The organism is Acinetobacter pengchengensis (genome assembly GCF_982235305.1).
The window spans coordinates 1,315,747-1,335,592 of sequence record NZ_CEVATJ010000001.1 but is presented as its reverse complement, the minus strand read 5'-3'; the positions used below and the strand labels follow the sequence as shown (position 1 = coordinate 1,335,592).

The window sequence follows — 19,846 nt, the reverse complement described above, 5'->3', positions numbered from 1 at the left end:
CAATGATTTATGTTATATCATTTATCTTCCACTCCCGCCTAATATATTGGGTTAGCTGTAAATTAAGAGAATAAACAATGAACGATGAGCTTGAAATCACATCAATGCGCGAATCTGCGGATACCGTTGTTGGAATTTTAAAAACTATGGCGAATACTGACCGCCTTTTAATTCTTTGTCATTTATCTCAGCAAGAATTAAACGTATCGCAAATTGAAGAAAAAACCCAAATTCATCAGCCTACGTTATCGCAACAATTAATGATGCTGCGTAAAAGTGATGTAGTGAATACCCGTCGTGATGGCAAGCAAATTTTTTATTCAATTAAAGATGACAAAATGGTGCAGGTACTTAATACCCTATACGTACTTTATTGCCAACAGGACTAAATAATGATGCCTGTCTATCAGGCGTAACCATAAAATTTTAATACTCGCCTGCTATCTCAAAGACTTCTTAGCAATTTTTGTTCATAATATATCTAAATTTATGATTTAGATTTCAGTATGTCAGATTTCAATTCACGTTTGGCCCGTGTACTGCCTGCTTGGCAATGGCTTCGAAAATATAATACAGAAACATTGAAATCTGACCTGCTGTCTGCATTTATCGTCATTGCCATGTTGGTACCTCAAGGGATGGCTTATGCCATGCTTGCAGGTTTGCCTCCTGTCATGGGTTTATATGCCAGCGTGATCCCTATGATCATGTACGCCTTGGTTGGCGGCAGCCCTACCTTGTCGATTGGCCCCGTCGCCATTATTTCCATGATGACCTTTGCTACGCTCAATCCATTATTTGAAGTCGGCTCAGCGGCTTATATTCAAGCAGCCTGTTTACTTGCTGTGCTGGTCGGTATCATTTCCCTACTGTTGGGAATTTTACGCTTTGGTTTTTTAATTCAACTCATTAGCCATCCTGTTATTAAAAGCTTCATTATTGCCTCTGCATTAATGATTGCAATTGGACAGCTCAAATTTGTTTTAGATATCCCCCTTAAAGCCAATAACTTACCTGAGTTCTTATCCAGCTTTTGGCAATATGTGGGACAAACACATGTTTATAGCGTGCTCTTGGGTATTGCTGCCATTTTGTTTCTAATTTATGCACCTAAATTCATCAACAGTAATGCCATTCGTGAACATGTTCGAGGCAGTGGCTTTATCTTAAAAGCTTTGCCATTGGTATTGGTGATCGGTTCAATTGCTTTGGTTTATTCGCTGCATTTACAACAGGTCGGCATTAAAACTGTGGGAGAAATACCTGCAGGATTCCCGCCTATTCAACTCCCTGAATGGAATACACAACTCGTTCTGCAGCTTCTTCCCGGCGCAGCCATGATTGCGATGATCAGTTTTGTAGAGTCATTGTCTATTGCCCAAGCCACCGCCTTACAAAAACGCAGTCACTTAAATAGCAATCAGGAACTCATTGCACTCGGTTTAGCCAATTTTGGTGCAGGTGTCAGCTCTTCTTTTCCCGTCACAGGCAGTTTGTCACGTACCGTCGTCAATGCCGATGCAGGTGCAAAAACACCAATGGCAGGTGTATTTACCTCCATTGTGATTGTTATTGTCAGTTTATACTTCACGGGATTTTTCCAAGACTTACCGCTGGCTGTTTTGGCTGCAACCATCATTGTTTCAATTTGGAAACTGGTTGAGTTCCAGTCTTTTAAAGAAACTTGGCGTTATTCTAAAGCCGATGGTCTAGCCATGTGGGTGACGTTCTTTGGTGTTGTGTTGATTGATATTTCGACAGGTTTAATTATTGGTATAGTGTCCACATTTATTCTAATGTTGTGGCGTATTAGCCGACCACATATAGCGGAAATTGGTTTACTTGAAGGCACACAGCATTTTCGTAATATTGAACGTCATCAAGTACGTACCGCGCCACATGTGCTTTCTATACGAATTGACGAAAATCTAACCTTTTTAAATGCTAATACTTTAAAAGGCTTTTTAATTAATCAAGTCAGTCAAAACTCTCAGTTAAAGCATGTTGTGGTGAATTGTTCGAGTATTAGCAGTATTGATTTAAGCGCACTCGAAATGCTTGAAGATTTAAATCTTGAACTCAAAAAATTGAATATCTGTCTGCATTTTTCAGAAATCAAAGGCCCAGTAATGGACAAATTACAACATTCAAAACTTTTACAGCATTTAAATGGAAAAGTTTATTTGTCACATTATTCAGCCATGCAAGAACTTGCGCCTGAACTGACTTAAAGAGCAAGAAATGGGTCTTTAATTTTATCTTTCAAACTGGGTGATCAATACACATCCTTTTTATTGATCAAAGAGTACTTTTATCTTGCTGAAATTTAAGTAGTTTAATAAATATAACTTTTAAAAATATAGACTTATCTTTTATATCAAAATTATTTTTAAGCACATGAGGATTTCAGTATAAAATACCCGCTTTTCTTTTACCTTGTTTTCGTATGTTTTCAGCTTTTTTGCGTTTGAGCTTGGTCTCGCGAATTATGATTGCAATTGTACTCGGCGTGGGTGTTGCAATTTTATTTCCAGAATCTGCGCCTTATTTAAGCCTTTTGGGTGATTTATTTATTAAAGCCCTAAAGTCTGTTGCCCCAATTTTAGTGTTTCTTTTGGTAATGGCGTCAATTGCTAATTTTAAAATTGGAAGCAGCAATGCTTATATCAAACCAATTATGCTGATGTATGCGATTGGTATGTTCTTAGCTGCACTCAGTGCAGTTATTGCAAGTACCCTTTTCCCAAGCACATTGTTTTTAGATGTTGCAACACAAGCAGAATTAACCCCACCAGGCAGTCTTTCTGAAATTTTTAAAAACCTTTTACTTAGTTTTGTCGCCAACCCTGTAGTTGCGATTGCCGAAGCCAACTTTATTGGTATTTTGGCTTGGGCTGTGACTTTAGGGATTGCATTCCGTCATGCTACAGATACCACCAAAGCACTGCTGAATGATGCTGCCAATGCAGTCAATCGCGTCATTCGCTTGGTGATTAACTTTGCACCTTTCGGTATTTTTGGCCTGGTTGCAGTGACATTTGCCGATGCGGGCTTGAAAACCTTAGCTAGTTACGCACAATTATTGGCAGTCTTGTTAGGTACAATGTTCTTTGTTGCCTTAGTCATCAACCCAATCATGGTGGGATTTGTGACTCGTAGCAATCCTTATCCTTTAGTTTTTCAATGCTTACGCGAAAGTGGCATTACCGCATTCTTTACACGTAGTTCTGCAGCCAATATTCCTGTCAACTTAGACTTAGCCAAGCGCTTAGGTGTACAGGAATCAACGGCGAGTGTTGCAATCCCTTTAGGCGCAACAGTTAACATGGCAGGCGCATCGGTCACCATCACCGTTTTGACCTTAGCTGCAGTAAACACCCTAGGAATTTCTGTCGATTTTAGCACCATGCTGATTTTATCTGTAGTTGCAACGGTGTCTGCCTGTGGTGCTTCGGGTGTTGCTGGCGGCTCCTTACTGCTCATTCCTGTAGCGTGTGGCTTATTTGGTATTTCTTCAGATATCGCCATGCAAGTGGTTGCGGTTGGTATGGTCATTAGCGTGTTACAAGATTCAACCGAAACTGCGCTCAACTCATCTACCGATGTACTATTTACTACTGCGGTTGGCCGCGGTTTGAGTTAAGATACAATGCGTTAGGAAACTTACGCAATCATCCATTATGCCTTTTCAAACTTTACCACTTTGGGTGCAATTTGGTGCTTTTTTTCTAGCTGTCAATGCTGGAATTATTAATGTACTCGGATTGGTGACCGTATTACATCAGTCTGTTTCGCACATGACAGGCAACGTCAGTATCTTGGCGATGGCGCTAATCGACTGGAAACCAGAAGCGATGATTTTCTTGTTGCTAGTGATTTTGTGCTATGTCATAGGTTCATTTTATAGCGGCGTCATTTTAGGAAATAGTAATTTTCGCTTAGGGCGTCGTTATGGCTTACCCATGAGTTTGGTGGCATTTTTTATTTTAATTTGCTGGGTGTTATTACCTTATTTCCCACGTTATGCCCTGCTTTGGGCATCAGTTGCCATGGGCATACAAAATGCCATGATCAGCTACTATAAAGGCACTATCATCCGCACCACACATTTATCTGGGGTATTGACCGATTTAGGCTTAGCTCTGGGTTATCGAGTCAGAGGCTTACAAGTCGAAAAAAGGCGTATTGTTTTACACTTACTGATTTTAATAGGTTTCTTTGTAGGTGGATTGCTCGCTGCATCCATTTATCCTACATTTAAACTGAATTCTTTTCTGTTACCTGCTGGACTCAGCCTAAGCTTGAGTTTAGTGTACTGGATTATTTATTTTCGCTATCGACACCTTCAACATTAAGTTTTGGAAATTATCATGGTTAAAAATGCACTACAGGCTCAATTGCTCAAAGCGGGTTTAGTCGATAATAAAAAAGCAAAAAAACTGTCTAAACAAGCCGTACACGAACAGCGTACCGGTGAAAGTAAAGATGCTGAAGTAAAAGCCAAAATTGCACAGGCACAGCAAGAAAAACTGGCCAAAGACCAAGCCATTGAACAAGAAAAGAAAGCCGCTTTACAGGAAAAAGAATTGAAAGCTGCAATTATGCAAATGATTCATCAGTATAAAATTCGTGATACCGATGGTGAAGTTGTTTATCAATTTTTAGATGGTAAAATTAAAAAAGTGTATATCAATCAACAAATTTACAATGCGCTCGTGGCAGGTAGTTTGGTGATTGCCAAAGAAAATGACAGCTATGCCTTCCTACCGAAAGCTTTGGCTGAACGTATAAATCTCAAAATGGAAGGCTTTATTATTGTCAATAATGCCGAGAAAAATGAAGCAACAACAGATGAAGAAGATCCATACGCAGCCTATGTGATTCCAGATGATTTAATGTGGTAGATCACGATAGTATTGATGTAAATACTTATACTATGTATCTATTCAAAGCCAGTATCTGTACTGGCTTTTTTAACATAGCTGTATGTCCCGTCCTGAAATAAGTTTACACCTTAAGAGACTTATTTTATGGAACATAAACGAGAACAACGAGTTAAACGTACACAACGTGACTATAGCTTTGCCTTTAAAATGATGGTGGTACATGAAGTAGAAAAAGGGCAAATTACTTATAAGCAAGCTCAGGCAAAATATGGTATTCAAGGAAGATCAACTGTGCTGGTATGGTTACGCAAGCACGGACAACAGGACTGGACTTCGAATATGCCGACTTCTTCTAAACGCCAATTGACACCCCAACAACGAATCCGCCAATTAGAAAAGCAGTTAGCCGCAGAAAAGCTTAAAACTAAATTTATTCAGGATGTGATTTATCACATTGATAAAGAATGTGGGACTGATCTTGGAAAAAAGTATACCGAGCACGTTTCAAAGATTGGCAAAGCCAAAGAAGACTAAGCGTTTCACATTATTGTCAGTGGTTGGGAATCACCCGACAAGCTTATTATCAAGCAGAAAAACGTGCTCAAATGACTGCACTAGCAACTGAACAAATACTTGAGTTGGTTATGGAATATCGCTGTCTCATGCCAAGTATCGGAACACGTAAGCTGTATTGGCTTATTAAAGGCAAATTGTTGCAACGTGGTTTAAAGTGTGGACGGGATCAGTTATTTAAAATATTGAAAGAAAATAACTTATTGATTCGCCCTAAGCGTCGCTATACAAAAACTACGGATAGCAAGCATTGGATGAAGAAGCATCCAAATTTATTAAAGGATTATTCAGCAGTGCAAGCTAATGAAGTCTTTGTTAGTGATATTACCTATGTTGAGAGTGCTGAAGGCGTACATTATTTATCCTTGGTGACAGATGCTTATACCCGACAGATTAAAGGTTATAAGTTATCGAATGATATGCGTACGGAGAATGTTGTGCAGGCTCTACATATGGCGATGCAGCAAGCGACAGATCGAGCGACTAGGATGATTCATCATTCAGATAGAGGTGCTCAATATTGCTCTGAGCTATATCAATCGGCATGGCGCCATTATGGGATATGTCCTTCCATGACAGATGGCAAGGACTGTTATCAGAATGCATTAGCAGAGCGAATTAATGGAATATTAAAGCAGGAGTTTTTAACCACGCGATGTCAAACCATGAAGGAGTTAGATCACTTAATTGCGGAATCTATCATGATTTACAATTGTTATAGACCGCATTTAAGTTTAAATATGAACACCCCGAATCAGAAGTATGAACAAACTAAAACCGAGCTAATTGCTTAACTCGGTTTGAAGTGGAATACTGTCAATCTATTTCAGGACAAGACAGTACATTAACTAAAAACTTTCAGTAAAAACAAATGATTAAAATGTAGCAAAAAGTTACTCAGACTTAAAATTTAAACTTTAGTCGATACACTATCTAGCAATTTCATATATCAATGAAGAATTAAGGTGAATTGCAGGCTAAGATTTACAATGCCATGCAGACGAAAAACAGCAACCTTAAAGCGAGGATCTTTTGCAAGAATTTAATTTTATTCGAAATATTCAGGAATGGTTTAACCAATACCCTTGGTTAGAAATGCTGACCTCACTCAGTATTGTGATTCTACTGGCGATTTTAGCCAACTTTATCGCCAAACAAATTGTGGTACGTGGTATTCGTAAACTCATTTCTAAAATGCACTTTGCCAATAGTGAAATTATTTCACAGCATAACGTGATCCGTCGTATTGCCAATATTGTCCCTGCTGTGGTGATCATGAATGGCATTACCACCGTCCCGCACTTATCAGATAAAGTAGAAAGCATTGTGCAAATGGCTGCACAAGCCTTTATATTCCTCACCATTGCTCTGGCAATTTCTGAATTTTTAAATATTTTTAACCTGTTCTATCAACGCAATCCAAAATCACGCAACAAGCCAATTAAGGGTTATTTGCAGTTAGTTAAACTCATTATTTATGTGGTCTGTGCCCTCATGATTTTAGGTACTTTCCTGAAAAAAGATGTGTTTACCTTACTTGCAGGTTTTGGTGCGATGGCTGCCGTCTTGATGTTGGTTTTCCAAAACACCATTTTATCTTTGGTGGCTTCGGTACAAATTTCTTCCTATGACATGGTGCGAATTGGTGACTGGATTGAAATGCCTTCTTTAAATGCCGATGGCGATGTCATTGATATGTCATTACATACCGTGACCGTACAAAACTGGGATAAAACCCTAACTACCATTCCAACCAATAAACTCATTACCGATACCTTTAAAAACTGGCGTGGCATGCAGGAAGCAGGTGCCCGACGTATTAAACGTGCCATTTTAATTGATCAAAATTCTGTGCATTTTATGACTGAACATGAACAAAGCAAACTCAGAGAGTTTTTATTATTGGATCAATATTTACATAGTAAAAATGAAGAAATTGAGCAGTTTAATCAGCAGTTAGCAAATCAATCACAATACAACCAGCGCCGTCTGACAAATTTAGGGACTTTCCGGGCTTATGTTGAATTTTATTTGAAACAACATCCGGGTATTAATCAATCTCAATCATTGATTATTCGCCAACTACAACCAAGCAGTGAAGGGTTACCGCTAGAGATTTATGCTTTTACCAAAACCACTGCATGGAAAGAATATGAAAGTATTCAATCCGATATTTTTGATCATTTGCTGGCAATTATTCCTGAGTTCGGCTTAAAAGTGTATCAAGCCCCATCAGGTTCAGATTTAAAGCAAATTGGAGCACCTTTTAAAGTAAGTTCTGTCCAAAGTCTAAATCCTGTAGAAATTGACGAGCCATAATTGCGAATTTATTGCTGAGCCATGTGTTACAAAAATGCTTGCATGGCTCGGTAGTCGCTTTATTTTCAACCAAACATGGGCATCAAATACTTTGGTTACCACCTTATAGTCCCGACCTTAATCCTATTGAAAAAATGTGGGTATGGGTGAAAGCAAAAATGCATCATGAAGATGCTTTTATCACAATCAAAAAATTGCTTAATGCTTAATTACCATAAGTTTGTTGTAAATACTTCACAATCTTAGTCGATTCAAAAAGCTGAGTCTGGGTATTGGGATCGACTAAAAATGGGACTTGGATATTATCACCCATGAGTTTTAATACCTGTTCACGCTTACCACCTGCTAATGGCACATATTTCCCTGGTTTTAAACGTAATTTTGCCAAGCCCAGATCTTGCCAACGCTCTTTGGCTACATTATGAAATTTGAATGGTAATTCCAGTTCAGTCAATACACCACGTACCACACGTGTATAAGGACTACCTTCAAACCCCCACAGCTCAATCAATTGTTCAGGTGCAGCGCGCTCTACAATTTTCTGATTCATCCACACCCCCTGCGCACCATTCAATAACGTGCCCGCAAGTGCAACATAAGGAATTTTAGGAAAATGCGCATATTTTTTTGGCGTTTTTCCTGTTTTGCCATAATGTTTGAATAAATGATGAATGATCTGCTGTGATTCATAGAGTCTATCACCGGTATTTTCATCAATAAAAAATGGAAACTGCGTTTTACCCCCTAGTTGTTTCACCAAAGGTCGATATTTAGTACCACCTTTGGGACATGGATAAACTTCATAATCCAAATTTAACAAGGTCATGACTTCACGCACACGACGGCAAAATGGTGAACCTTCAAATTCATATAACTTTAAAGCTTTTTCGGGTTGCAGGGGAAATGCTGTCCCATTCACTCCACGTCCACCTTCGGTAAGCATAGATGCCATTGCCTGAATGACTTTAATTTGATGATGCACCATTTTGTTTTCCTTTTGATGTGCTCAGTAATTTAATGACTGTGCCATTAAAGCCCTTATAAATCGACCAGCTTTTCCTTTGCCACAATAATACCGTTGTTGTCGGCATAGACATAATCGCCCGAATTAAAAGTGACTTGTCCGAAATGCAAACTCACATCCACTTCACCCACGCCTTTACGGTTACTTTTTTGTGGAATTGAAGCTAAAGCATGTACGCCTAAATCAAGTACTGCTATTGCATCGACATCGCGCACACAACCGTAAATAATCACGCCATTCCAGTGATTTTTGACTGCAGATTCAGCAATCAAGTCGCCCATTAAGGCACAGCGCATAGATGCCCCACCATCTACCACCAAAACTTTGCCCGTGCCATCGGTTGCCAATAACTCTTTTACACGCGAGTTATCTTCAAAACATTTTACCGTCACAATTTGACCGCCAAAAGTTTTACGTGCACCGTAACTTTTAAAAAATTTACCATCCAGAGATGGAATCACTACTTGAAGGTCATGTTCTGGATGGTCATCTAATAAGTCACAAGTTACAAATGGTACTGTAGACACGTCGTTCCCCTTTTACTTAGTTTTTTGTATTTGTAAAGGCTCTAGACTAGCAGATTTGCACTTAGTTTTACCTAATGAGGTCCCACAACTCTGTTGCTAGCTCATTAGACTCCCTCATCCAACGCCATTCTGTTTCTTTAAGATGATAATCAAAATACTCTTTTGATATACCGTTGAACTTTGCTAGCCTTCTTTTACAAAAGCTCCAGAATGATTCTATTCCATTTATATGACATTGTCCTCTGGCAAATTCATTCGCTCCATGATTTACTCTAAAATGCTTTGAGTAACCAACATCTACCAAACCATTGTATCCACGCCAACCATCACTATAAATTACACTTTCAAGTGCAACTTTACCTAAGATAACTTGTTGTAATGTAGTCTTTTTACAATCAGGGACTATTTCTGTATAAACTCGACCATTCCTTTCAAATATTCCAAATACAGGTTGTTTTAAAGTACCTCGACCTCGCTTCAATTTCCCATGAAAACCACGTTGTCTTTTTGCTCCAAAATAGCTCTCATCAACTTCAATAGAACCTACAAACTTTGCTCTTAAATCTGTTTGATGATCGTAGATTGCTTCTCTAAAAAGCATGTACCAATAGTTGATGGTATTACGGTTCAAGTTAAGCAATAAGGCTGTTTTAGAAGCAGGAATATCAATGCAAAAGCACTGAATAATTTTTTTAATCTTATAGTGACTTAATTTACTGTTTTCTATCATGATTCTAGACTAACATATCTATTCTGCTAGTCTAGAGCCTTGTAAATTATCATAAATTTGGAATTTATGAATTTGCGATTGCGCAGCCTCGACCATAGTATGAGCCACTTGCCTTGCACTTACTGGCTTATACGTAAAATTATCCGGAATAAATCGTGATATTTTAAGATATAGCTTTTGAGCTAAATCTTCTAAACGCCGTTGTTCATGACGTTCCCCCAATAATAAAGATGGCCGCAAGATTGATACTTTTTCTATGTCTAAGCTTTCAATATATTGCTCTAATTCACCTTTGACACGGTTATAAAACAATTTTGAGTTAGCATCGGCACCTAATGCACTGATCAAGAGATAATGCGTACCCTTTGCCTGTAATAATTCGGCAAAATGTGCATTGATAGTATAGTCCACGGCATAAAATGCTTGCTTTGAGCCTGCTTTTTTTAAGGTCGTACCTAAACAACTGAATGCATGGCTATAACCGCTTACATCTTCATCATTGAGCAATAAAAAGTCTTCGAGTAGTAACGTCTGGACTTTTTCTAAGCGATTCAATTCAGGGCAAGGTCGGCGCAAAATCACGGTGATGTTTTTACATTCGGACAGCTGATTCAGCTGTTTAACCAATTGCTGCCCAACTAAACCATTCGCACCAATTACAATTGCATTTTGAATAAAATTTGTCATTTTTTAAACAATCTCTGAGGCTTAAAGCTAATCTACCTGTTTCTTTCCGATTTTTCTGCAGCTAAAATGTTGTCAAAGCATGTCAAGACTTGACTTAACTGTCTAGTTTCATCAAAATATGGCACTTGTTTACGGGCTGGTGATAATTCTTCTGATGTTGGTTTTCGGAAGTAATTGCAGCCCGCCCAGACCAATCTATTTCAAGGAGTGCACGAGTGGCAAACTCTGCTCAAGCTAGAAAACGTGCTCGTCAAAACGTTAAAGCACGTAAACACAACGCAAGCTTACGTTCTATGGTTCGTACTTATTTAAAACGCACAATCGCTGCTATTGCTGCAGGCGATTATGCGGTTGCTACTGAAGCTTACAAAAAAGCTGTTCCAGTGATTGACCGTATGGCTGATAAAGGCATCATCCATAAGAACAAAGCAGCTCGTCATAAGAGCCGTTTAAACGCTCAAGTTAAAGCTTTAGCTTCTAACTAAGTGTTAAACAAAAGAAGCCCTTTAGGGCTTTTTTTGTGCCTGCTATTTCGCTTGCGCTTCCAACTGTTTCTGAAAATTAGGCATTTCAACTTTCTTAAAGCTTCTTTGCCATGAGTACGAGCAATTTTACCGCAGGTTGAATACTATCGCTATGTTGCGAAATATTCAGTGTCAATAATAGCTTCTCGGCTTGATGGGCTTTATGCCTTCAACGCTCTACTTAAACTTTCTGACGAAATTGCGAAATATCTAAAGTGTGAATCTGACCGCGCCAAATCCATTTTAACTTAGATTCTAAAAACTCATCGCCTTCAAACCAAACAAATAAACCTTCCATCATGTCTGGCCAATCGGCTTGCGTGACTTCATTGCGTCCAGAAATTACCGCAATAATTGCGGCAAGAATCGTATCGTGACTCACAGCTAAACTGAGTCCGTATTGGTTGGTTGGATGGGTGTTATAAATCAACTCAAGAACATCCACTACACCATGAATCGGATGTTTCATGCCTGGCAAGGCATTGTTCACAAAACTATTGATAAAGCCTAAAGCACCCTGCTTCTGAAAGTATGGACCTGCCTGCTTGATATCAAGTACAAAGCTTCCAGGTTCAACCAATAATCCTTGTTCTATAATTTCAATGTGATGAGTATTGGGTTCAATGGTTATACCATCTGCTCCACGAATCATTAAAGCAGCCGTATCGACACAACGCTGAATAGGACTTGAAATACAGTGTTGAATCACTCGATCTGTATTTCCAACCAAGTAGCCTCCCCATGCTTCGGCTAAATCACGGCCTTGCTCGGTCAACTGCAAATTATAGCCAGCCAAACCCTGACCCACGACAATTTCACGAATAGAATGACGGGTAAACAAAGTCACAGGCGTCTGAGCATCAGGCAATAAATCAATTGCTTTAAGCATACTTGCAGGGAGTAGTTCTAATGCCATGATCTAGCCAAAATTTTAACTTGGTTCCTTGACACTATACCATGTTCAGCACTTTGCTCAATCTGACTTGGCCATAAGTCCAAGTGCTTGTAAGGCAATCATTTTCATCTGTGTATTTTTATAGGCGATAAAACCACCATTTAGCAATGTGTCGCGCTGATTGTATACAAATGCCCGCCCCTGCAAATCGACCAATCCGCCACCTATTCGTTCCAACAAGCATTGTCCTGCACTGGTGTCCCACTCAGAGGTCGGATGAAAACGCGGATAGACATCGACACGATCTTCCAAAATCATGCAGAATTTATAAGCACTCCCTGCTTTTACTTCTTCAAAATTGGTCAACTGCGCCAAGCATTTTAAATAGTCTGCATAGTGTGACTTTTTTTGACTGCTGTGGCTTAAACCAATTTTTAGAATTGAAGATGTTACTGTTGGTGCTGGCTGATAGAGATACCACTGCTGATTTAAAATTTGATATTTCAATGGCATACCCTGTTCAGGGCAAAAATAAATAGTATGCTCACCGGGTACTGCAAGCACGGCAAAAGTTGTTAACGCTCCACAAATTAAACTTAAATTAATGGTAAATTCTGGTCGTTGATGTAAAAACTCTTTCGTGCCATCTAAAGGATCCAGCAACCAAAACTTCTGCCATTGCAGGCGCTGATCTTGTTCACCTTCTTCTGACAATACAGGCAAATTGGAGATTTCTGCCAAAGCCTGCATTAAATAATAATTGACCCGATAATCAGCTTGCGTAACAGGAGATTCATCAATTTTCTTTTCGACATCAAAAGTAGCACCTGAACAATAATCTTGAAATTCCTGATTTAAAATTTCACACGCCTGATGCATGATGGGCAACAACTTTAAAATTAAACTATGCGTTGGCGCCGTTGTTTTTATAAACATAACTATCCTTTTTAGACTGTATCTAAAGGTCTAATTTTTCATTACTTTCATAAAAACATTGTAATAAAAACTACGGCTAATGCGTAGATAAAATTCAGTTTCTAAATACGATAAATTGATCCTAGACAGTATCGTGGACAACAAATCCCTCTAAATTCTTAAAATATTTCTGTTCAAAGGCTTCTGGACTTAACCAGCCGTTTGTAGAATGTCTTCTGACCCGATTGTAATAAATTTCAATATAGTCAAACAAGCCCAGCATTCGCTTCTTTTCGAGTCGAAAACACACTGCCATGTACCACATGACCTTTTAATGTATGAAAGAAGCTTTCAGTCACTGCATTATCCCAACAGTTTCCACGTCTAGACATACTCTAAGTACAATCATTTGTCAGTAACAGCGCTCTAAAATCACGACTACAGTACTGTGAACCTGAGAAGCACTGCTTCGCAAGGGAATGAACCATAACACCAGTTGGATAACCCTGACGAGCCATTGCATAGTTAAACGTATCACACACCAACTGGCGGTCTATTCGATGGCTGGTTTGCCACCCCACGATACGACGGCTAAATAAATCTAGCATCACACATAAATACAACCAACCTTCTTTAGTGCGGATATAGGTAATGTCTGTTGTCCAGCCTTTATTAGGCTGAGTAACTGTAAATTGGCGATCCAACAAGTTGGGTACTGTAGGCAAACGATGGTTTGAATCAGTCGTATGCTTGTATTTACGTGCAATCCTGCTACGTAAACCAAGCTTTTTTAGCATCCTTCCAATAGTACGTTCGCTCATGTTGTAACCTAAATCATGCATGTCATGTACTAATGAAGGTGCACCCAATCGTGCATGATGCTGCCAATATACGGCTTTTAAGTCATTATATTTCTGTGCCGTATTGGCTTGACGTTTTCGCCAGGCATAATAGCCTGAAGTGCTGACACCTAGGTATTTACAGGCAGAAGATACGGTGACTTCATTCATATCTAGATCTTGAATTACCGTGTACTTTTCTTGGCATGATCTGTTAGAAAGTACACATGCGCTTTTTTTAAGATGTCATTGGCTTCCTTGAGCTGTTTAACTTCTTTCTCTAATTCCACGATCCGCTGTTGTTCTGGTGAAAGTTGACGTTTGCTTGAACCCACTGGATTGGCTTCACGAATCCATTTGTCTAAAGTTGAATAACCCACACCTAATTTCTGGGCGATTGCAGCTATAGCTTCGTGTGAGTTTGAAAGTGCATAATCAATCGCTTGCTGTTTAAATTCGGGACTTGAGCAGCATTGCTGCGCAAGATAGCCATTTCTTGAATCTCCAAAGATTAAAGTTACGTTATCTTTAGAGGGACATGCTGTCCATTATTTTGGCTAGGATCAAATCAAGACTTTAAGTGTCCACGCAATTCATATTTACTTAAGATTTTTTTTGATGCAATTTATTAAAACAAACGAAATAACTGTGCTTCCTCTGTAATAGACTTCTTTCATAAATTATTTTAAGCCCTCATCCAGCAGCCTCATCCTCTTGCGGATCATTCATCATCCTGTGCCATACATGGCGCAAGAGAAAGCACTTTCATTACTAACTTTACAAATGATTGATGATCTAATTTTGACTTAAAAAGAAATATAAATCATTCATAGAGTTGAGGCATAAAAAAGCCCGATCTGCATAAATCGGGCTAAATTTAAATGTATACAAACTTGTATACATAATAAAAACCAACCTAGATATAAAATCAAAATTAGATCAATCCTTTTCTAGAAAAGTTAACTCCCCCTCATCTGAGGTAATTTTAATTTTAACTTTACGATAACTGCGTTTATCTGGGTTTAATGCTGACTCTGAAACATGATGGGCGAATTTCTCATCTCCCATTAAATGCGCAAATAATTTATAACCAATCCGCATTTTCTTAATTTTCTTCTTCTTTTTCTCAAACTCATCGAGTTGTTTATCTAAGTGTTTTAAATCTAAATACTGTTGTTCAGCCATTACTAGCTCCCTGATTTAAAAAATTTACCATTCAATTTCTATGCTTATACAGACAAACAAATACAGAAATATGTCAAAATAATTGTTTTTGTGAACGCTACAGTTACTTTTTACAACTGCTCCATCTCACCTATTTATATGTAACACTTACACAGTGCTTATCTGTTTAGCCTAACATAATTTGGCGAATAATCAGACAGCATTTTGAGTTATGCCTCAAGCATGTTTAAATGAGCCTGTTTTTACTTGCCTTTTGGCAATTGATTTTTGATTTAAGGTGTCTAAATGCACAAAAATATCATCATGTTTGACATGGACGGAACGCTGTTAGATCTCGCTTATGATGATTTTATTTGGAATGAACAACTGCCTAGTCGCTATGCAGAATTACACGCCTGCTCTTTAGAACGCAGCAAAGAAATTTTATACGATTTTTATCAAGCGCATAGCCACACCTTAGATTGGTATTCCTCACGTTTTTGGACGGCCAAAGTGGGTGTGGATATGCTTGCTATGCAACTTGAATATAAAGATCATGTCACGTTGCGTCCACACGCTATCGAGTTACTGGAATATTTAAAAAATAATGGCTATCGCATTTGGCTCACCACCAATGCCGATTGTGCAGGCTTAGACTTTAAATTAGCACATACAGGTTTAGCAAAATATTTTGAAGTGATTGTTAGTTCTGAAAGCATTGGTTACGCCAAAGAGCGCGTTGAATTTTGGCAAACATTACAACAACAACATGCATTTAATCCTGCAGATTGCTATTTTATTGATGACACCGAAAAGGTGCTTAATGGTGCTAAAGCCTTTGGGATTGGACACTTATATAGTATTGCCCAGCCATCCTCAGCAAAACCTGCGCGTCAGACTTGTAATTACCCTATGTTGCACCAATTAACAGATTTAATTCCTGTCTTAGAACAATTTGAGGACACTCAAAAATATGCCTAAAACTTCGTCTCACGAAGCAATCGAAACGATCCGAATTGATAAATGGCTATGGGCTGCACGTTTTTTCAAGACCCGCTCTATTGCAAAAGCTGCCATTGAAGGCGGCAAAGTACATCACAATGGTGAGCGCGTTAAAGTTTCCAAAGAAATTCGTGTAGGAACTGAGCTGACTATTCAACAAGGTTTTGATAAGAAAACCGTATTGGTCAAGGCATTATCGGGTGTACGTGGCCCTGCGCTCATCGCTCAGCAACTTTATGAAGAAACTGAAGTGAGTATTGCACGCAGGGAATTGATTGCGACCCAAAGAAAGTTGCATAATCTAGCACGACCTGATCATCGACCAAGTAAAAAAGACCGTCGTGACATCAGCAAATTTAAACAAGAGAATGATCAGCAATTTGACCAATTTTGGTCATATAATGATGATTAAATAGAGCGTCACAGGCTGTCGCACAGCCCGTGATATAAATAGAACTACAGGACAAATTCTGTCACTATATTGCATGTGGAAAAGATTGAAGTAAATGCATCCACTTGAGTATATTGTTTCGTGACATCGTATTGAGGTTGTAAGATGGATGAGAATAAAAGCAAGGCGTTAAATGCGGCGCTTAGCCAAATTGAAAAACAATTTGGTAAGAACACAGTCATGCGTCTTGGTGACAACACTGTGCAAGCTGTAGAAGCCGTATCTACAGGCTCATTGACCCTAGATATTGCATTGGGTATTGGTGGCTTACCTAAAGGTCGTATCATTGAAATTTACGGCCCAGAATCATCAGGTAAAACGACCATGACCTTGCAAGCCATTGCAGAATGTCAAAAAGCTGGTGGAACTTGTGCCTTTATTGATGCCGAACACGCGCTTGATCCTCAATATGCACGTAAACTTGGTGTAGATATTGACAATCTTTTGGTATCGCAACCAGACAACGGTGAACAAGCCCTTGAAATTGCCGACATGTTAGTTCGCTCTGGTGCAATTGACATGATTGTGGTCGACTCCGTCGCTGCCTTAACCCCTCGTGCCGAAATTGAAGGCGAAATGGGCGACTCACACATGGGTTTACAAGCGCGCTTAATGAGTCAAGCATTGCGTAAAATCACGGGTAATGCCAAACGCTCAAACTGTATGGTGATCTTCATTAACCAAATTCGTATGAAAATTGGTGTAATGTTTGGTAGCCCAGAAACTACAACAGGTGGTAACGCATTGAAGTTCTATGCTTCTGTTCGTTTAGATATTCGCCGTGTTGGTCAGGTGAAAGAAGGCGACGAGATTATTGGTTCTGAAACCAAAGTCAAAGTTGTGAAAAACAAAATGGCACCTCCATTTAAAGAAGCATTGTTCCAGATTCTATACGGTAAAGGTGTTAACCATTTAGGTGAGCTGGTCGATTTAGCTGTTCAACAAAATATCGTGCAAAAAGCAGGTGCTTGGTATTCTTATCAAGGCGATAAAATTGGTCAAGGTAAAAACAACACCATTCGCCACCTTGAAGAACATCCAGAGCTTGCTCAAGGTATCGAAGCAATTATTCGTGAACAACTGCTCACGACAGGTCAAGCTGCGCCTGTAGAAGATAAAGACGAAGAAGAATTCGACTTACTTGATGCTTAAGCATACGCTAGGATGAACATAACAAACCGAATCAAATAAAACGCTCTACGGAGCGTTTTATTGTATATGGAAGCACCACTATGTCTGAAGACAAATTTCCCAAACTAATTAATTATATTAAGCTAAAACAACAATTTGGTGAAGATGAGCAATCATGCAACCAAACTGAGCAGGCATATTCAGAAACAACGTCTGCCCTGCATTTTTCCTCAAATTCTACGTCTAACGCCAATAAACAATATCCTTCCCATACAGAAACTATTGAAGATCAAGAACACAATGAAGACCCAGATGCACAGCAAAGCAAACGCCCAGGACTCACGGGTTCTCGTCTACGCAGCTACGCCTTTGCTGTCTTAACTCGTAAAGAATATTCAAAAAAAGATTTAATTGAAAAACTGGCTTTATATGCAGAAAACCGTGATGAAGTGATTGAGTTAGTCAATGAACTGGCACGTGAAAACTATCAGAGTGATCAACGTCTGGCAGAAATGTTACTGGCTAGCCAAAAGCGGCAAGGTAAAGGGCCAAATCGTATTAAAATGGCACTTAAAAACAAAAAAGTGGATAGCAGTTTAATTTCAGAAGAACTTAAAGAAACTGATTGGACAGAACAAGCCTATCAACTGAAAGTGAAAAAATTCGGTACAGAAGTCGCAAACGAGCCAAAAGTTAAAGCTAAACAAATTCGTTTTTTACAATACAGAGGCTTTGATATGGATGCAATTATGAAAGCAATTCGTAGAAAAGAGCAGGATTTTTAAAATGTGAATACAAAATCGAAATAGGTAGAATTATTATTTTAAAATTGGTGGCAACCCTACCAGCAAGCCTTCGGCACATCATAGTTCCACTACCGCTGCTACCTTCCGGTCCTGACGGGGTTCGTAGAGTACAATTGCGAAGTAACCAGCAGGGTTACCATTGCAAAAACAGAGTATAGAGATTTTTAAAAAACTTGCAAGCGTTGTGCTGTATTTCCTTTTATAAAGCTATCCAATTGATTATTTTAAAAACAATTGAAGACACTTATAGAATAAAGCCACTTAAAGCTTAGTGTAACTAAACCATCATAAAATTATTTTGAGATATAAATCCTAGATTTACCCACATTCCGCTAAGATTGATGATAAGTTTGTAAAAGCTTATTGCAATTCCACGCGCGGACGTTTTAAATGTGGAAATGACTAAATCAATAGGTTGAGTCCAACACCCTTTACAAAGTCTCAGCTACACAAGATTAAGATGGATATTCAATTATGCTAAAAAAGCATGCACTTTGTGCTCTTGCCCTACTGTGCTCAACGCCTATATTTGCCAATATTCCAATTGAAAACCACAACCTCAGTCAAAGCAGTGCTGGCTATGCCAATAGCCCTGCAATTGCAACGAGTAATATGGCAACAGCTAATGTACCGACCAATATCAATTGGCAATTGATGCAAAAAAACCAGCAACTCGAAAATGACATCCGTCAGTTACGTGGCAAAATTGAAGAACAAGACAATGAAATTGCGCAGCTCAAACATGAATTGCAAAATCGCTATACCGATTTAGATCAACGTTTAGAACTGCTCCAACAAAAAATAGACCCTGAATCTGCTCCTACCGCTGAGGAGGATAACCAAAAGGATACTGCACCCAGCGCCAGCAATAACCAATTAAATACTAATACCCCGAAATCTGCGCAAAATACAACATATGTTAGCCCAACAGCTCAAGGTTTAAATACTAATATTGAACTAGACAAAGCAGCCTATACTGTTGCATTGGATGCCTATAAACAAGGTGGTGCAAAAAAAGCCATTGCACCCATGCAAAATTTTATTAAAAACCATCCAAACAGTGTGTATATCAGCAATGCGTATTTTTGGTTAGCTGAGTTTAATTTAGCGATTGAACCAACCAATTACAGCGAGGCCAAAAAGAATTTTGAAATTGTTGCAATGAAGTATCCCCAATCTGCAAAAGCATCAAGCGCTTTGTATCGCTTATATAGCATTGCGCAAGATGTAGATCGCAAACCCACTTTGGCAACGCAATACAAAAGTAAAATTTTGAGCCAATACCCAAAATCTGAAGAAGCAAGATTCTTTAAATAAGCCAATAAAAAAGACATCCGAGGATGTCTTTTAATATTCTGATGCTAGAAACACAA

General features: G+C 38.8%; 24 protein-coding genes and 1 other RNA gene. 14 read left to right on the top strand and 11 right to left on the bottom strand.

Annotation, left to right across the window (positions count from 1 at the left end; translation table 11 throughout):
• The first annotated feature begins 77 nt into the window (after positions 1–77).
• From AC0T5Z_RS06545 to AC0T5Z_RS06510, 8 genes are all read left to right on the top strand, one after another.
• Positions 78–389, top strand: coding sequence for a metalloregulator ArsR/SmtB family transcription factor (locus AC0T5Z_RS06545; RefSeq protein WP_435337730.1), 312 nt, complete (start codon positions 78–80; stop codon positions 387–389).
• Between the two features lie 117 nt (positions 390–506).
• Positions 507–2,231 carry a SulP family inorganic anion transporter gene (locus tag AC0T5Z_RS06540; RefSeq protein WP_291333509.1) on the top strand — a complete coding sequence of 575 codons (1,725 nt, stop codon included), beginning with the start codon at positions 507–509 and terminating at the stop codon, positions 2,229–2,231.
• Between the two features lie 215 nt (positions 2,232–2,446).
• The gene (gene sstT, locus AC0T5Z_RS06535; protein WP_291333511.1) at positions 2,447–3,643 is read left to right on the top strand and encodes a serine/threonine transporter SstT; all 1,197 of its coding nucleotides are present in this window, start codon (positions 2,447–2,449) and stop codon (positions 3,641–3,643) included.
• A gap of 37 nt (positions 3,644–3,680) precedes the next feature.
• Complete coding sequence (locus tag AC0T5Z_RS06530; RefSeq protein ID WP_291333514.1) at positions 3,681–4,355, top strand: YoaK family protein; 675 nt, start codon at positions 3,681–3,683, stop codon at positions 4,353–4,355.
• Positions 4,356–4,370: 15 nt separating this feature from the next.
• Positions 4,371–4,904 carry a DUF2058 domain-containing protein gene (locus AC0T5Z_RS06525; protein WP_291333516.1) on the top strand — a complete coding sequence of 178 codons (534 nt, stop codon included), beginning with the start codon at positions 4,371–4,373 and terminating at the stop codon, positions 4,902–4,904.
• 126 nt (positions 4,905–5,030) lie between these two features.
• Positions 5,031–6,253, top strand: a protein-coding gene (locus AC0T5Z_RS06520) for an IS3 family transposase (RefSeq protein WP_435337731.1) whose coding sequence is annotated in 2 segments (ribosomal slippage) — positions 5,031–5,367 and positions 5,367–6,253 — 1,224 coding nt in all. Because the reading frame shifts where the segments join, the coding sequence is not laid out codon by codon here.
• Between the two features lie 238 nt (positions 6,254–6,491).
• Positions 6,492–7,778 carry a mechanosensitive ion channel family protein gene (locus AC0T5Z_RS06515; protein WP_291333520.1) on the top strand — a complete coding sequence of 429 codons (1,287 nt, stop codon included), beginning with the start codon at positions 6,492–6,494 and terminating at the stop codon, positions 7,776–7,778.
• 23 nt (positions 7,779–7,801) lie between these two features.
• On the top strand, positions 7,802–7,987 hold the full coding sequence (locus tag AC0T5Z_RS06510) for a transposase (protein WP_291333522.1): 186 nt from the start codon (positions 7,802–7,804) through the stop codon (positions 7,985–7,987).
• On the opposite strand, the gene AC0T5Z_RS06505 is transcribed toward AC0T5Z_RS06510, so the two are convergent.
• The 4 genes from AC0T5Z_RS06505 to AC0T5Z_RS06490 all read right to left on the bottom strand — a co-directional run bounded on the left by AC0T5Z_RS06505 (position 7,984) and on the right by AC0T5Z_RS06490 (position 10,746).
• Positions 7,984–8,763 (bottom strand): glutathione S-transferase N-terminal domain-containing protein, encoded by a 780-nt coding sequence (locus AC0T5Z_RS06505; RefSeq protein WP_291333524.1) that lies wholly within the window; start codon positions 8,761–8,763, stop codon positions 7,984–7,986. The two genes, AC0T5Z_RS06510 and AC0T5Z_RS06505, sit on opposite strands and share 4 nt — an antisense overlap.
• Before the next feature lie 53 nt (positions 8,764–8,816).
• Positions 8,817–9,329 (bottom strand): ribonuclease E activity regulator RraA, encoded by a 513-nt coding sequence (gene rraA, locus AC0T5Z_RS06500; protein ID WP_435337732.1) that lies wholly within the window; start codon positions 9,327–9,329, stop codon positions 8,817–8,819.
• A 67-nt stretch (positions 9,330–9,396) separates the two neighbouring features.
• Entirely contained in the window at positions 9,397–10,059 is a 663-nt protein-coding gene (locus AC0T5Z_RS06495) for an IS1595 family transposase (protein WP_473786247.1), read from the bottom strand.
• A gap of 18 nt (positions 10,060–10,077) precedes the next feature.
• Positions 10,078–10,746 carry a Rossmann-fold NAD(P)-binding domain-containing protein gene (locus tag AC0T5Z_RS06490; RefSeq protein WP_435336900.1) on the bottom strand — a complete coding sequence of 223 codons (669 nt, stop codon included), beginning with the start codon at positions 10,744–10,746 and terminating at the stop codon, positions 10,078–10,080.
• 215 nt (positions 10,747–10,961) lie between these two features.
• Here AC0T5Z_RS06490 and rpsT point away from each other — a divergent pair, with 215 nt between their 5' ends.
• Positions 10,962–11,231, top strand: a complete 270-nt coding sequence (gene rpsT / locus AC0T5Z_RS06485) for a 30S ribosomal protein S20 (RefSeq protein ID WP_004976669.1) — start codon at positions 10,962–10,964, stop codon at positions 11,229–11,231.
• Between the two features lie 220 nt (positions 11,232–11,451).
• On the opposite strand, the gene AC0T5Z_RS06480 is transcribed toward rpsT, so the two are convergent.
• The 6 genes from AC0T5Z_RS06480 to AC0T5Z_RS06455 form a co-directional block, all read right to left on the bottom strand.
• Positions 11,452–12,186 (bottom strand): histidine phosphatase family protein, encoded by a 735-nt coding sequence (locus tag AC0T5Z_RS06480; RefSeq protein WP_236162947.1) that lies wholly within the window; start codon positions 12,184–12,186, stop codon positions 11,452–11,454.
• 57 nt (positions 12,187–12,243) lie between these two features.
• On the bottom strand, positions 12,244–13,101 hold the full coding sequence (locus AC0T5Z_RS06475; RefSeq protein ID WP_435336901.1) for a 3'(2'),5'-bisphosphate nucleotidase CysQ family protein: 858 nt from the start codon (positions 13,099–13,101) through the stop codon (positions 12,244–12,246).
• 121 nt (positions 13,102–13,222) lie between these two features.
• Positions 13,223–13,396 carry a hypothetical protein gene (locus tag AC0T5Z_RS06470; RefSeq protein ID WP_473786288.1) on the bottom strand — a complete coding sequence of 58 codons (174 nt, stop codon included), beginning with the start codon at positions 13,394–13,396 and terminating at the stop codon, positions 13,223–13,225.
• A gap of 79 nt (positions 13,397–13,475) precedes the next feature.
• Positions 13,476–14,105, bottom strand: coding sequence for an IS3 family transposase (locus AC0T5Z_RS06465; RefSeq protein ID WP_435336934.1), 630 nt, complete (start codon positions 14,103–14,105; stop codon positions 13,476–13,478).
• Positions 14,105–14,431, bottom strand: a complete 327-nt coding sequence (locus AC0T5Z_RS06460) for a transposase (protein ID WP_435336935.1) — start codon at positions 14,429–14,431, stop codon at positions 14,105–14,107. Before AC0T5Z_RS06460 ends, AC0T5Z_RS06465 begins: the two co-directional genes overlap by 1 nt.
• A 427-nt stretch (positions 14,432–14,858) precedes the next feature.
• Positions 14,859–15,104 carry a hypothetical protein gene (locus AC0T5Z_RS06455; RefSeq protein ID WP_004976684.1) on the bottom strand — a complete coding sequence of 82 codons (246 nt, stop codon included), beginning with the start codon at positions 15,102–15,104 and terminating at the stop codon, positions 14,859–14,861.
• A gap of 285 nt (positions 15,105–15,389) precedes the next feature.
• On the opposite strand from AC0T5Z_RS06455, the gene AC0T5Z_RS06450 reads away from it, so the two are divergent.
• From AC0T5Z_RS06450 to AC0T5Z_RS06435, 4 genes are all read left to right on the top strand, one after another.
• Positions 15,390–16,064, top strand: a complete 675-nt coding sequence (locus AC0T5Z_RS06450; protein WP_291334151.1) for an HAD-IA family hydrolase — start codon at positions 15,390–15,392, stop codon at positions 16,062–16,064.
• Positions 16,057–16,497 carry an RNA-binding S4 domain-containing protein gene (locus AC0T5Z_RS06445; protein ID WP_291334149.1) on the top strand — a complete coding sequence of 147 codons (441 nt, stop codon included), beginning with the start codon at positions 16,057–16,059 and terminating at the stop codon, positions 16,495–16,497. The genes AC0T5Z_RS06450 and AC0T5Z_RS06445 overlap by 8 nt, the downstream gene beginning before the upstream one ends.
• A 144-nt stretch (positions 16,498–16,641) precedes the next feature.
• Positions 16,642–17,688 (top strand): recombinase RecA, encoded by a 1,047-nt coding sequence (gene recA, locus AC0T5Z_RS06440; protein ID WP_435336903.1) that lies wholly within the window; start codon positions 16,642–16,644, stop codon positions 17,686–17,688.
• 80 nt (positions 17,689–17,768) lie between these two features.
• A complete protein-coding gene (locus AC0T5Z_RS06435; protein ID WP_435336904.1) occupies positions 17,769–18,452 on the top strand; it encodes a regulatory protein RecX in 684 nt (227 codons plus the stop codon).
• A gap of 54 nt (positions 18,453–18,506) precedes the next feature.
• Here the strand turns inward: AC0T5Z_RS06435 and ffs are convergent.
• An RNA gene (gene ffs, locus AC0T5Z_RS06430) (signal recognition particle sRNA small type) lies at positions 18,507–18,603 on the bottom strand.
• 341 nt (positions 18,604–18,944) lie between these two features.
• Between ffs and AC0T5Z_RS06425 the strand changes: the two genes are divergently transcribed.
• Positions 18,945–19,790 (top strand): YbgF trimerization domain-containing protein, encoded by an 846-nt coding sequence (locus AC0T5Z_RS06425; protein ID WP_291334199.1) that lies wholly within the window; start codon positions 18,945–18,947, stop codon positions 19,788–19,790.
• The last annotated feature ends 56 nt before the right edge of the window (positions 19,791–19,846 follow it).

Excerpts from the sequence above, each read along its gene's own strand:
- AC0T5Z_RS06545 (WP_435337730.1), top strand. The coding sequence starts at position 78 with ATGAACGATGAGCTTGAAATCACATCAATGCGCGAATCTGCGGATACC.
- AC0T5Z_RS06540 (WP_291333509.1), top strand. The coding sequence starts at position 507 with ATGTCAGATTTCAATTCACGTTTGGCCCGTGTACTGCCTGCTTGGCAA.
- sstT (WP_291333511.1), top strand. The coding sequence starts at position 2,447 with ATGTTTTCAGCTTTTTTGCGTTTGAGCTTGGTCTCGCGAATTATGATT.
- AC0T5Z_RS06530 (WP_291333514.1), top strand. The coding sequence starts at position 3,681 with ATGCCTTTTCAAACTTTACCACTTTGGGTGCAATTTGGTGCTTTTTTT.
- AC0T5Z_RS06525 (WP_291333516.1), top strand. The coding sequence starts at position 4,371 with ATGGTTAAAAATGCACTACAGGCTCAATTGCTCAAAGCGGGTTTAGTC.
- AC0T5Z_RS06505 (WP_291333524.1), bottom strand. The coding sequence starts at position 8,763 with ATGGTGCATCATCAAATTAAAGTCATTCAGGCAATGGCATCTATGCTT.
- AC0T5Z_RS06495 (WP_473786247.1), bottom strand. The coding sequence starts at position 10,059 with ATGATAGAAAACAGTAAATTAAGTCACTATAAGATTAAAAAAATTATT.
- AC0T5Z_RS06490 (WP_435336900.1), bottom strand. The coding sequence starts at position 10,746 with ATGACAAATTTTATTCAAAATGCAATTGTAATTGGTGCGAATGGTTTA.
- AC0T5Z_RS06480 (WP_236162947.1), bottom strand. The coding sequence starts at position 12,186 with ATGGCATTAGAACTACTCCCTGCAAGTATGCTTAAAGCAATTGATTTA.
- AC0T5Z_RS06475 (WP_435336901.1), bottom strand. The coding sequence starts at position 13,101 with ATGTTTATAAAAACAACGGCGCCAACGCATAGTTTAATTTTAAAGTTG.
- AC0T5Z_RS06470 (WP_473786288.1), bottom strand. The coding sequence starts at position 13,396 with ATGGCAGTGTGTTTTCGACTCGAAAAGAAGCGAATGCTGGGCTTGTTT.
- AC0T5Z_RS06455 (WP_004976684.1), bottom strand. The coding sequence starts at position 15,104 with ATGGCTGAACAACAGTATTTAGATTTAAAACACTTAGATAAACAACTC.
- AC0T5Z_RS06450 (WP_291334151.1), top strand. The coding sequence starts at position 15,390 with ATGCACAAAAATATCATCATGTTTGACATGGACGGAACGCTGTTAGAT.
- AC0T5Z_RS06445 (WP_291334149.1), top strand. The coding sequence starts at position 16,057 with ATGCCTAAAACTTCGTCTCACGAAGCAATCGAAACGATCCGAATTGAT.
- recA (WP_435336903.1), top strand. The coding sequence starts at position 16,642 with ATGGATGAGAATAAAAGCAAGGCGTTAAATGCGGCGCTTAGCCAAATT.
- AC0T5Z_RS06435 (WP_435336904.1), top strand. The coding sequence starts at position 17,769 with ATGTCTGAAGACAAATTTCCCAAACTAATTAATTATATTAAGCTAAAA.